This window comes from Azorhizobium sp. AG788, from assembly GCF_004364705.1.
GTDB classification, from domain to species: Bacteria; Pseudomonadota; Alphaproteobacteria; order Rhizobiales; family Xanthobacteraceae; genus Azorhizobium; species Azorhizobium caulinodans.
The window spans coordinates 30624-42841 of record NZ_SOBM01000004.1 but is presented as its reverse complement, the minus strand read 5'-3'; the positions used below and the strand labels follow the sequence as shown (position 1 = coordinate 42841).

The window sequence follows — 12218 nt, the reverse complement described above, 5'->3', positions numbered from 1 at the left end:
GCTTTTGTTTTGGCTATTCCGGCGCCGGCGAGGACAGCGGCTTGTCCTTCTCGACAATATAGGTGATGGCGAGGCGCACCTTCTCGCTGCCCACCTGGAAGGCATGGGGCACCTCGGGCGGGATCTGGAAGCCGTCGCCCGCGGCCATGACCCGGTCGGGCTGCCCCTTCACCGAGAGCGTGCCGCCGCCGGCGACCAGAACGGTCGATTCCACGCCGGGATGGGTGTGGCGCGCCACCTTCAGGCCGGCGTCGAACTCCGCCGTCATCAGGATGCAGACATATTTGTCGCCGGGAAATTCCGTCTCTGCAGGACGGTGCGCACCACGCCCGGCGTCTGCGCCACCGCATCGGCGCCAGAGGCCACCATCCCCACCGCTGCGCAGACTGCGCAGGATACAAACCCTCGTCTGCTGAGCATGTCCCTCTCCCTGGTGTCCTGCCGCTTTTTACGGATGAGACAGCCTCGGCACTCACCCAGCCGAGACTGGTCCCGCGTTCGTCAGTTGCTTCGTTGCGCGGTCCGCCAGCATCAAGACGCAAGCATCCGCAACGGAACGCTAACCCGGTACCAAGGGACTGCCAAGCAGAAGGTACCCGCGCAATCGGAAGCGCGACACCAAGCTGGACACCCTGAAATTTAAAGAGGCAGCATTCAACATTGCCTCTTCAGATTGAGTCCGCGCCTTGATTTTAGGGCATGATATCCTCAATCATTGAATTTAAGAATCTGGGAGTGGGCGACGATGAACGATGGATTCGAGGCTCTGCAAGAGGGGCTCAAGAGATGCCAGCTCATAAAAAGCGTCAGCTTAAACGAAGACAAAACTCTAATGAGAATTAGATGCGAGTTTGATCTAGATCACTCAGACGTAAATGAACGAACCTTAAATTATATAAATGAGACCATTAAAAACGTTTCAAAAAGTTTTCCAGAAATTAACATTCCATTTGAAATAGACCCCATATAAATATTGGGTCTATATTTTCTTCTCTTTGATTGGCGAGGCGCCGAAGCGGGCCTTGTAGGCGCGGGAGAAATGGCTGGTGGAGACGAAGCCCGTCGCCATGGCCACCTGCGCCACCGGCAACGCCGTCTGCTTGAGCAGGGAGCGGGCGCGATCGAGCCGCACCCGCAGATAATGGGCGCCCAGTGTCTCGCCCAGATGGTCGGCGAACAGCCGCTCCAGCTGGCGCACGGAGATGCCCGCCAGGGCCGCCAGCTCCTGCCGCGTGGCCGGCTCCTCCAGCCGCGCCTCCATTTCCGCCAGAACGCTCAGCACCTTGGCATTACCGATGCCGAAACGTTCGCGGGGCGCCATGCGCTGCGCGCCGGAGGCGGGGCGGGCCTGTGTGCGCAGGAACCATTCGGACACCGCGTTGGCGAGCCCCGGCCCGTGATCGCGGGCGATGAGGTCCGCCATCATGTCGAGCGTGGCGATGCCGCCCGCGCAGGTCACGCGGTCGCGGTCGATCTCATAGAGCGTGCGCTTCACGTCCAAGTCCGGAAACTCCTCCGTGAAAGCCGGGATGTGCTCCCAGTGGAGCGTGCAGCGGTGGCCCGCCAGCACGCCGGCGCGGGCGAGCGCATAAGGCCCACCCGAGATGCCCGCCAGCATGACGCCCCGGTGGGCGAGCCGGCGCAGGAAGGTGAAGGTGGCCTTGTGGCGGAAGCGCGCCGGATTGCCGCCCGCCACCGCCACCAGAGCGTCGAGCGCGAGATTCTCCCCCACCCGCTCATCGACCGCGATGGCGACGCCGTTGGAGGCCTTCACCGGCTGCCCATCCACCGAAATGTGCCGCCAGCGATAGAGATCCTGCCCCGAAAGGGCGTTGGCCGCCCGCAAGGGCTCGATGGCGCTGGCATAGGTGAGGAGCGCGAAATCCGGCAGCAGCAGGAAGCCGAAGGTGCGCGAGCTGCTGGGTGTCACGATCGTCCTTTCGTGCGCGACGTCGTTTTTCGTCAACAAAGCGTCGCTTTTGGGCATGATGCCAGAGGCGGGATGGGCGATCCATAGTCCAGCCGCGCCCCGATGCGGGACCCTTCTCAGGAACGACGATGCGCTATTCCGTCTTCAGCCTCTTGGCCAATGCCCTCACCGGGCAGAAGGGCTGGAAGCCCGCCTGGCGCGATGCCGCGCCCCAGCCCGCCTATGACGTGATCGTGGTAGGCGGCGGCGGCCACGGCCTCGCCACCGCTTATTACCTTGCGAAAGAGCATGGCATCCGCAACGTGGCAGTGATCGAAAAGGGCTGGATCGGCTCCGGCAATGCCGGGCGCAACACCACCATCATCCGCTCGAACTATCTGCTGCCGGGCAACGAGCCCTTCTATGAATGGTCCATGAAGCTGTGGGAGGGCCTGGAACAGGACCTCAACTACAATGCCATGGTCAGCCAGCGCGGCGTGCTGAACCTGTGCCACACGGACGCCCAGCGCGATGCCTATGCCCGGCGCGGCAACGCCATGCGTCTCAATGGCGCGGATGCCGAGCTGCTGGATCAGGATGGCGTGCGCGCCATGTATCCCTTCCTCGATTTCGAGAATGCGCGCTTCCCCATCAAGGGCGGCCTGCTCCAGCGGCGCGGCGGCACGGCCCGCCATGACGCGGTGGTGTGGGGCTATGCCCGCGGGGCGGACCGGCTCGGCGTCGACATCGTGCAGAATTGCGAGGTCACCGGCTTCATCCGCGAGAATGGCGCGGTGGTAGGCGTGGAGACCACGCGCGGGCCGATCCGGGCGAAGAAGGTAGGCCTTGCGGTCGCCGGCTCCACCTCGCGGCTCACCTCGAAGCTCGACATGCGCCTGCCCATCGAGAGCCACGTGCTCCAGGCCTTCGTCTCGGAAGGCCTGAAGCCGCTCATTGATGGCGTGATCACCTTCGGCGCCGGGCATTTCTACGTGAGCCAGTCCGACAAGGGCGGCCTCGTCTTCGGCGGCGACATCGACGGCTACAATTCCTATGCCCAGCGCGGCAACCTGCCGGTGGTGGAGGATGTGGCGGAGAGCGCCATGGCGCTCATCCCGCGCCTCGGCCGCGTGCGGATGCTGCGCTCCTGGGGCGGCGTCATGGACATGTCCATGGACGGCACGCCGATCATCGATCTGACGCCCATCCCCGGCCTCTATCTCAACACCGGCTGGTGCTACGGCGGTTTCAAGGCGACGCCCGCCTCCGGCTGGTGCTTCGCCTGGACGCTGGCCAAGGACGCGCCCCACGCGCTCAACGCCGCCATGCGGCTCGACCGCTTCCGTACCGGACACATCATCGACGAAAAGGGCGTCGGCGCGCAGCCGAACCTGCACTGAAGGTCTCCCGTCATGCGCATTCCCTGCCCTTACTGCGGGCTCCGCGATGCCCACGAGTTCGCCTATCTGGGCGACGCCACCGTGAAGCGCCCCGATCCCGCCGCGCCGGACGCCGAGCAGGCGTTCTATGAATATGTCTATCTGCGCGACAACCCCGCCGGCGCCCACAAGGAGCTGTGGTACCACGGCTCCGGCTGCCGCTCCTGGGTGGTGGTGGAGCGCGACACGCGCACCCACGCCATCGCCGGCGCAACGCCCGCCCGTGAGGTGACGCCATGAGCCGTCTTGCCACCGGCGGGCGGATCGACCGTTCGCGCCCCCTCTCCTTCTCCTTCGACGGCAAGACCTATCTCGGCTTCGTCGGCGATACGCTGGCCTCGGCCCTGCTCGCCAACGACGTGCGGCTGGTCGGCCGCTCGTTCAAATATCACCGTCCGCGCGGCATCTTCTCGGCGGGCTCGGAAGAGCCGAACGCCCTTGTGGAACTGCGCACCGGCGCGCGGCGCGAGCCGAACACCCGCGCCACCACGGTGGAGCTGTTCGATGGCCTTGTGGCGCAGAGCCAGAACCGCTGGCCCTCGCTTGATTTCGACCTCCTGTCGGTCAACGGCCTGCTCTCTCCCATCCTCGGCGCCGGCTTCTACTACAAGACCTTCATGTGGCCGGCGGCCTTCTGGGAGAAGCTCTACGAGCCGGTGATCCGCCGCGCCGCGGGCCTTGGCCGGGCGGCGGAAGGCGAAGACCCGGACACCTACGAGAAGACCCACGCCTTCTGCGACGTTCTGGTGATCGGCGGCGGTGCGGCGGGCCTCGCCGCGGCGCTCAGCGCCGCCCGCTCCGGGGCCCGCGTCATCATTGCGGACGAGGACTTCGCCCTCGGTGGGCGGCTGCTCAGCGAGAAGACGCTCATCGATGACGCGCCGTCCGCGAGCTTCGCCGCCAAGGCGGAGGCGGAACTCGCCAGCCTGCCGAACGTGCGCATCCTCACCCGCACCACGGTCTTCGGCGTCTATGACAGCGGCACCTATGGTGCGCTGGAGCGCGTGTCGGACCATCGCCCGGCGCCCGAGCCCTTCCTGCCGCGCCAGCGCTACTGGAAGATCACCGCCAAGCGCGCGGTGCTCGCCGCCGGCGCCTTCGACCGGCCCATCGTCTTCGGCGGCAACGACCGGCCGGGCGTGATGTCGGCGCAGGCCCTGCGCACCTATGCGGTGCGCTATGGCGTGGCGCCGGGCTTGAATGCCGTGCTGTTCGCCAACAACGACTATGCCTGGCTCGCCGCGCTCGATGCGGCGGAAGCGGGCGTGCCACTCACCGCCGTGGTGGATGTGCGCGGCGCCGTGGATCAGGCCCTCGTCAGCCGCGCCAAGGCGTTCGGCGCGCAGGTCATCCTCGGCGGCGAGGTGGTGGCCACCACCGGCAAGGTGCTCTCCTCCGTCATCGTCCGCTCCGGCGGACGGGAGGAGACGATCGCGACGCAGGTGCTGGCCATTTCCGGCGGCACCACGCCGAACCTGCACCTCACCAGCCATTTCGGCAGCCGGCCCACCTATGATGCGGATCTCGCCGCCTTCGTGCCGGCCACCCCGCCTCCCGGCCTGTCCGTCGCCGGCGCGGCCGGCGGGCGCTTCACGCTCAACGCCGTGCTGCGTGACGGCGCCGAACAGGGCGCCGCCGCGGCGAGCGAGGCGGGCTTTGCCGCCAAGGCCATTGCCGTGCCGAAGACCGACGACCAGCCATCCGGCATCTCCGCCTTCTGGCAGGTGAAGGGCGCACGCGGCCTCTCCTTCGTCGATTTCCAGAACGACGTGAGCGCCAAGGACGTGGGGATCGCCCACCGGGAAGGCTACCGCTCGGTGGAACTGCTGAAGCGTTATACGACGCTCGGCATGGCCACCGATCAGGGCAAGAACTCCAATGTCACCGGCCTTGCCATCATGGCCGAGCTGACCGGACAGGGCGTCGGCGAGACCGGCACCACGCTGTTCCGCCCGCCTTACAGCCCAGTGGCGCTGGGGGCCATCGCCGGCCACCATCGCGGCAAGGACTTCCGCCCCACCCGCCCGACGCCCACCCACCAGTGGGCCGCCCGGCACGGCGCCGTCTTCGTCGAGGCCGGCCAGTGGCTGCGCGCCCAGTATTTCCCCAAGTCCGGGGAAAAGGACTGGCTGGAGAGCGTGGTGCGCGAAGTGAAGGCCACCCGCTCCTCCGTCGGCCTCATCGATGTCTCGACCTTCGGCAAGATCGACGTGCAGGGGCCGGACGCAGCGGTCTTCCTCGACCGCGTCTACATCAACACCTTCTCGTCACTCCCTGTGGGCAAGGCGCGCTATGGCGTCATGCTGCGCGAGGACGGCATCGTGATGGACGACGGCACCACCGCGCGCCTCGAACCCGATCACTTCATCATGACCACCACCACGGCCAATGCGGCCAAGGTGTTCCAGCATCTGGAATTCTGCCTGCAGGTGCTGTGGCCGGAGCTGGACGTGCAGCTCGCCTCGGTGAGCGAGCAGTGGGCGCAGATCTCCATCTCCGGGCCGAAATCCCGCAAGGTGCTGGCCAAGGTGGTCGACGCCAATGTGGACGTCTCCGGCGAGGCGCTGCCCTATATGGGCGTGCTTCAGGCGAGCGTGATGGGGGGCGTCAAGGCACGCATCTTCCGCCTCTCGTTCGCCGGCGAGCTCGGCTATGAGATCGCCGTCTCCGCGAGCCATGGCGAGGAACTCACCCGCGCCCTCATGTCGGCGGGTGAGCCCTTCGGCATCACGCCCTATGGCACCGAGGCGCTGGCGGTGATGCGCATCGAGAAGGGGCATGTCTCCGGCAGCGAGCTGAACGGCCAGACCACCGCCCGCGACCTCGGCCTCGGGCGCATGGCCTCCGCCAAGAAGGACTATGTCGGCCGCGTCATGGCCGGCCGTCCCGGCATGGTGGACCCCAACCGGCCGACGCTCGCCGGCTTCAAGCCGGTGGACCGCATCAAAAGGCTGCGGGCCGGCGCCCATTTTCTTCCGGTCGGCGCCGAGGCGAAGATGGAAAACGATCAGGGTTACATGACCTCCGCCGCCTTCTCGCCCACGCTCGATCACTGGATCGGCCTCGGCCTCATCGCCCGAGGACCGGACCGCTGGGGCGAGCGGGTGCGGGCCTATGACCCGGTGCGGGGCGAGGACATCGAAGTGGAAATCTGCGATCCCGCGTTCGTGGATCCCAAGGGGGAACGGCTGCGTGGCTGACATGATGAAACATCTCCCGCTCACGGACCTCGTCCCTCCCGGCCGCCATGGCCGCATGGACGGCCCCGCCGGCGTCACGCTCGGGCTGGTGCGCGGCCTCGGCGCCGCCATCGTCAATGCCCGCCGCACCGGCCAGCCGGAACCGGCCTTCGAGCACAGCTTCGGCATCACCCTGCCGAACGGCCCCAAGGCAGCCTCCCGCGACGGCCTCACCGCCATCGGCATCGGCCCGCGCCGCTGGCTGGTGTTCTGCGCCCCCGCCACCGGCGATGAACTCGCCGCGCGGCTGGAAGGAGCGGTCGGCGGCCATGCGGCCCTCACCGACCAGAGCGATGCCTATCTGGTGTTCGAGCTGTCGGGCCTCCATGCCCGCGACGCCCTCGCCAAAATGTGCACGCTCGATCTCGATCCGGTCGCGTTCGGCCCCGGCGATGCCGCGACAACCTCCATGGCGTTCGTCGGCGTCACCCTGTGGCAGACCGACGCGGCGCCCACCTATCGCCTCGCCGTCGGGCGCTCGTTCGCGCCCTCCTTCCTGCGCGCCTTCACGGCGGGCGCGGCGCAGTACGGCCTGTTCGTGGAAGGGACCGGCCGAGGTTGAGGGCCGCGCGGCGCGCGGCCCTCCCCCTTCCCGCCGGGGCTTCACCCCCGTAATGACCTCCCCCCAAGGGTGCGGCGCCCGGCCGTCGGGCGCCCGCGCCGGTCGATATGTGCGGAACATCCCATGCCCACGCCCAGCCAGACCTTTGTCCTGAAGTTCTCCTGCCCCGACCGCGCCGGCATCGTCGCCGCCGTCTCGACCTTCCTCTATGAGCAGGGCTGCAACATCCTGGAAGCCCAGCAGTTCGACGACACGGAGAGCAACCGCTTCTTCATGCGCGTCGCCTTCAACGTGATCGAAGGCACGGCCGACCTTCCGCGGATCCGCACCGCCTTCGGTCCGGTGGCGGACGGCTTCAAGCTCGACTGGTCCATGCGTGACCCGGCCGAAAAGCGCCGCGTGCTGCTGCTGGTCTCGAAGTTCGATCACTGCCTGGCCGATCTGCTCTATCGCTGGCGCATCGGCGAGATCCCCATGGAGATCACGGGCATCATCTCCAACCACCCCATCGAGACCTATGCGCATCTCGATTTCGACGGCATCCCCTTCCATCATCTGCCGGTGAGCAAGGCCACCAAGATGGAGCAGGAAGCGCAGGTCTGGCGTATCTTCCAGGAGAGCGGCTCGGAAATGGCGGTGCTCGCCCGCTACATGCAGGTGCTCTCCGATGGGCTGTCCGCCAAGCTTTCGGGGCGCTGCATCAACATCCACCATTCCTTCCTGCCCGGCTTCAAGGGCGCCAAGCCCTATCATCAGGCCCACCAGCGCGGCGTGAAGCTGATCGGCGCCACCGCCCATTATGTGACGTCCGACCTTGATGAAGGCCCGATCATCGAGCAGGACGTGGAGCGCATCACCCATCAGGACAGCCCGGACGATCTGGTGCGCAAGGGCCGCGATATCGAGCGCCGCGTGCTCGCCCGCGCGCTCGCCTGGCACCTGCAGGACCGGGTGATCCCCAACGGCCACAAGACGGTGGTCTTCCGCGACTGACGCGGCCGATACACGAGCCCGCACGGAAAAGCCCGGCCCGCGCCTGCGGACCGGGCTTTTCCTTTGTCATCAGCACGAAAGGCTCAGGCTTTGTTCGCCTTGGCATATTCGGCGACCTGCGCGTGGGTCGCGAACCACACATCGCCTTTGGCCTTGGCGTGGCGGATCACCTCTTCGAGGATCCAGATGCGCGAGCGCGGCGTGATGATGTGCGGGTGCATGGTGAGCTGGAACAGCCCGCCCGCTTCGTAAGCGGCATCGAACTCGCGCAGGAAGATGTCCAGCACGTCCTTCGGCGGCGTATAGGGCCGCAGCGACTGGAAGCGGTGCATCATGAAATAGACCGCGTCGTCGCGGATCCACTCCACCGGCACCTCGACGATGCCCGTGGAGACGCCGTCCATGAGCAGGTCGTAGCAGTCCTCGTCGGCCATGAGCGAGGAATCATAGAGGAGGCCGAGCTCGGTCTCGATGCGCAGCGTGTTGGGGCTGAAGTCCCAGGAGGGCGTGCGCAGGCCCACGGGCCGCACGCCGGTCACATGCTCCAGCGTGTCGGCGGCGCGGAACATGAGGTCGCGCTCCACCTCATAGGGCAGCACGGAATTGAGCTCATGGATCCAGCCATGGATGCCGATCTCGTGGCCTTCCGCGATCACCCGGCGCTGCTCGTCCGGATAGGTCAGCGCCACCACGGCCGGCACGTAAAAGCTCGCCGGAATGTCGTGGCGCTTCAGCAGTTCCAGCACGCGCGGCACGCCCACCCGGTTGCCATACTGCCCCCACGCCATGCGGCCGATGGACTTGCCGCCCTCGCGCAGTTCGTTGGTCTCATGGTCGGCGTCGAAGGAGAGCGCCACGGCGCACCGCGCGCCGCCGGGCCAGCTCTTGGGCGCCAGCCGCTCGCCCGCCCGCACCTGATTGATGAGGCCGCGCCAGTGGGCCTCCTCCCACTGCCAGGGCTCCCCGGCCGGGTTCGCCACGGTATTGGTCATGCGCTTGTCCTTTTCGACATCTGGCGTTCCGCCTGTCTCTATTTGCCGCCGTCCACCGGCAGCACCTGCCCGTTCACGAAACTCGCGAGATCGGAGGCGAGAAAGAGCACCACCTTGGCGATCTCCTCCGCCGTGCCGAGCCGCTTCAACGCGATGCCCTCCACCAGCCGGCGCTGTCCCTCCGCGCCATAGGCCGCCCACTGCCGCTCGGTGGCGGGATTGGTGCGCACGAAGCCGGGCGCCACGCTGTTGACCCGGATGCCGAACGGTCCCAGCTCGTGCGCAAGCTGCCGCGTCAGTCCCAGCATGGCATGCTTTGAGGCGCAATAGGCCTGAACGCCGGTCAGCGAGGCCTGCAGGGCGGCACCGGACGTGATGGTGACGATGGCCCCCTGCCCCGCCTTCTTCATGGCCGGCGCGACAGCGCGGCACAGGGTGAAGGCGGCGTTGAGATTGACGTCCACCACCCGGTCCCATTCGGCGTCGGACACGTCCTCCACGGGCTTGCCCGCCTGACCCGCGACGCCGCCGGCATTGCAGACCAGCACGTCGAGCGCCCTGCCGGTCTTCTGCTCGATGCCGGCGATCCAGGCCGCGCCCGCGGCCCGGTCGAGGAGGTCCACCCGTGCCATCTCGACGCCGGGCACCGGCTCCTCCGCCGCGAGGATATCGCAGCCGAACACCTGTGCTCCGGCGTCCGCGAACAGCCGCGTAATGGCCCGGCCGAAGCCGATGCCGGCACCGGAGACGGCCACCGTCCTGCCGTTGAAGTCGAGCGTCATCTCAGCCTCCCGAAGTTGGATGGCCCCCCGCCGCCGGGCGGAGGCCGGGTCCGTCAGGCCAGATCGTCGTGCGCCGTCTCCGGCAGCAGGGCGATGACCACGGCCGACACCACGCCGGCGGCGATCAGATAGAAGGTCGGCGCCAGCGGCGAGCCCGTGGTGCTGATCAGCCAGGTGGCGATGAAGGGCGCAAAGCCGCCGAACACCGTCACTGCCAGGCTGTAGCCCGTGGACATCCATGTGGAGCGCGAGTGGGTCGGGAAGATCTCGGCGATGGCGGCGGGGCCGGGGCCGGAGAACATGGCGATCATGATGCCGAACACGATCTGGATCGCCATCACGGTGAGCAGCGGCGCGCCGCCCGACATCGCCGCGAACAGCGGATAGGTGAGCACCACGAACGCCACGCAGCAGGCGAGCAGCATGGGCTTGCGGCCGATGCGGTCGGACAACAGGCCCATGAGCGGAATCACCACCGCCAGCACCACGAGCCCGAGCGTGTTCGACCACAGGGATTCGGTGCGGCTGAGGCCGGCATACTTCTGGGTAAAAGTGGGCATGTAATAGAGGATCACGTAATAGGACACCGTCCAGAGGATGGTGAAGCCGAACGCCTTGGCGGCGAGCACCCAGCCCGGTGTCCGCACGCGGGCCTGCGCCACGGGCTCGGCCCGGGCCTCGCGATAGGCGGGCGTCTCGTCGATGTTCGCCCGCATGTAGAGGCCGACCGGCAGCAGGATGATGCCGAGGATGAAGGGGATGCGCCAGCCCCAGGCGTCCATCTGGTCCGGCGTCAGCAGCGTGCTGAACAGGGCGGCGGTGCCCGAGCCGAGGAGCAGGCCGCCGGCGACACTCGCCTGCTGCCAGCTGCCGAAATAGCCGCGTCGGTTCCTGGGCGCCCATTCCACGATGAAGGCGGTGGCGCCGCCCCATTCGCCGCCGGCGGCGAAGCCCTGCAACAGGCGGCAGAGCACCAGCAGCACCGGCGCCAGCACGCCGATGACCTCATAGGAGGGAATGAGGCCGATGCCCACGGTGCCGATGGCCATGGTGAAGATGGTGAGCAGGAGCGCAGCCTTGCGGCCGCGGGTGTCGCCCATCCGGCCGATGAGGATGCCGCCGAGGGGGCGGGCGGCAAAACCGATGCCGAAGGTGGCGAAGGTGGCGAGCAGGCCGCTGACCTCGTCGCCCGGCGGGAAGAACTTGTGCGCGATGATGGTGGCGACATAGCCGTAGATGGCGAAGTCGTACCATTCGAGGATGTTGCCGATGACCGCCGCCGCAACGGCGCGGCGTCCTTCACCTTCGGGCGCGGCGGCACCCTGCCCCGAGCGCGCAAGCGTCTTTGCCATGATGGACCCCTCTGCTTGTTATTGCCGGTGCGTGCGCACCACTAATTGCATTACGATCTAGCGTATTGCATAGTAATACTTAAAATCGTACCGGGAGAGACGCATATGTCAACTGACAGGGGAAACGACGTGCAGCGCGATCCGCTCCACGTCTCATCGGTTGCAAAGGCGTTTCGGGTCCTGGAAGCCTTCGGGCAAACGACCGGCGATCTGAGCCTTGCCGAACTCGCCCAGCACGCGGAACTCGACAAGAGCGCCACCCAGCGCTTCGCCCATACGCTCTGGCAGCTCGGCTATCTGGAGAAGGACGGCCGCACGCGCCGCTTCCGCCTCGGCAAGCCGGTGCTCGACCTCACCTATTTCTACCTGCGCTCCAACCCTCTGGTGGAGCGCGCCACGCCCGCGCTGCTGGACCTGCGCCAGCGCAGCGGCGAGCGGGCCAATCTCTCGCTCTATGACCAGACCACGATGATCTACGTCATCCGTCACCAGTCCAAGCGCGAATATTACGACAGCTCGCTCATCGGCCGCCGCGTGCCGGTCTATTGCTCAGCAGGCGGTCGGGCCATCCTCGCGCGCCTCTCGCCGGCGGACGCGGCGGACGTCATCGAGCGCTCGAACATCGTCGCCCGCACCCCGCACACGCTCACCGACCGCGCGGCCATTCTCGCCAAGGTGGAGGAGACGCGCGCCGCCGGCTACGGCCTGGCGGTGGAGGAGACGGAGATCGGCGAGATCACCCTCGGTGCTGCCGTCACCGATGCGCTGGGACGGCCGGTCGCGGCCGTTCACATCGCCGCTTCGGTCAAGGAATGGGCGCCGGAGGCCTTCGCGGAGCGCTTCGCTCATATGGTGATCGAGACGGCACAGGCCCTGAGCAGCACGCGGGACCATCTGCGGCCCCGCGCCCGCTGAGGGTGGCGACGGCGCGGTCCTGTCCGCGCCGGACC

Annotated in this window: 11 protein-coding genes; 6 read left to right on the top strand and 5 right to left on the bottom strand. The window is 67.3% G+C overall.

Annotated features, from left to right (window positions below; translation table 11 throughout):
• Positions 1-13 precede the first annotated feature (13 nt).
• Both DFO45_RS25220 and DFO45_RS10870 read right to left on the bottom strand, forming a co-directional pair.
• The gene (locus DFO45_RS25220) at positions 14-268 is read right to left on the bottom strand and encodes a cupin domain-containing protein (protein WP_245518032.1); all 255 of its coding nucleotides are present in this window, start codon (positions 266-268) and stop codon (positions 14-16) included.
• A 711-nt stretch (positions 269-979) separates the two neighbouring features.
• On the bottom strand, positions 980-1930 hold the full coding sequence (locus DFO45_RS10870; RefSeq protein WP_245518031.1) for a GlxA family transcriptional regulator: 951 nt from the start codon (positions 1928-1930) through the stop codon (positions 980-982).
• 128 nt (positions 1931-2058) lie between these two features.
• Between DFO45_RS10870 and DFO45_RS10865 the strand changes: the two genes are divergently transcribed.
• From DFO45_RS10865 to purU, 5 genes are all read left to right on the top strand, one after another.
• On the top strand, positions 2059-3309 hold the full coding sequence (locus tag DFO45_RS10865; RefSeq protein ID WP_133864882.1) for a sarcosine oxidase subunit beta family protein: 1251 nt from the start codon (positions 2059-2061) through the stop codon (positions 3307-3309).
• A 12-nt stretch (positions 3310-3321) separates the two neighbouring features.
• The gene (locus DFO45_RS10860; RefSeq protein WP_133864881.1) at positions 3322-3588 is read left to right on the top strand and encodes a sarcosine oxidase subunit delta; all 267 of its coding nucleotides are present in this window, start codon (positions 3322-3324) and stop codon (positions 3586-3588) included.
• Positions 3585-6548 (top strand): sarcosine oxidase subunit alpha family protein, encoded by a 2964-nt coding sequence (locus tag DFO45_RS10855; RefSeq protein ID WP_133864880.1) that lies wholly within the window; start codon positions 3585-3587, stop codon positions 6546-6548. The genes DFO45_RS10860 and DFO45_RS10855 overlap by 4 nt, the downstream gene beginning before the upstream one ends.
• Before the next feature lies 1 nt (position 6549).
• Positions 6550-7149 (top strand): sarcosine oxidase subunit gamma family protein, encoded by a 600-nt coding sequence (locus tag DFO45_RS10850; RefSeq protein WP_012170021.1) that lies wholly within the window; start codon positions 6550-6552, stop codon positions 7147-7149.
• Positions 7150-7272: 123 nt separating this feature from the next.
• Positions 7273-8142: a formyltetrahydrofolate deformylase gene (purU, locus tag DFO45_RS10845; protein ID WP_133864878.1), complete on the top strand. Its 870-nt coding sequence runs from the start codon at positions 7273-7275 to the stop codon at positions 8140-8142.
• An 83-nt stretch (positions 8143-8225) separates the two neighbouring features.
• Here purU and DFO45_RS10840 read toward each other — a convergent pair whose 3' ends face one another.
• Genes DFO45_RS10840 through DFO45_RS10830 form a run of 3 tightly spaced genes read right to left on the bottom strand, consistent with a single transcriptional unit; the run spans position 8226 to position 11268 of the window.
• A complete protein-coding gene (locus DFO45_RS10840) occupies positions 8226-9134 on the bottom strand; it encodes a polysaccharide deacetylase (protein ID WP_133864877.1) in 909 nt (302 codons plus the stop codon).
• Between the two features lie 38 nt (positions 9135-9172).
• Positions 9173-9916 carry an SDR family NAD(P)-dependent oxidoreductase gene (locus DFO45_RS10835; protein WP_133864876.1) on the bottom strand — a complete coding sequence of 248 codons (744 nt, stop codon included), beginning with the start codon at positions 9914-9916 and terminating at the stop codon, positions 9173-9175.
• Between the two features lie 53 nt (positions 9917-9969).
• The gene (locus DFO45_RS10830) at positions 9970-11268 is read right to left on the bottom strand and encodes an MFS transporter (protein ID WP_012170017.1); all 1299 of its coding nucleotides are present in this window, start codon (positions 11266-11268) and stop codon (positions 9970-9972) included.
• A gap of 105 nt (positions 11269-11373) precedes the next feature.
• Here DFO45_RS10830 and DFO45_RS10825 point away from each other — a divergent pair, with 105 nt between their 5' ends.
• Positions 11374-12183, top strand: a complete 810-nt coding sequence (locus DFO45_RS10825; RefSeq protein ID WP_133864875.1) for an IclR family transcriptional regulator — start codon at positions 11374-11376, stop codon at positions 12181-12183.
• The last annotated feature ends 35 nt before the right edge of the window (positions 12184-12218 follow it).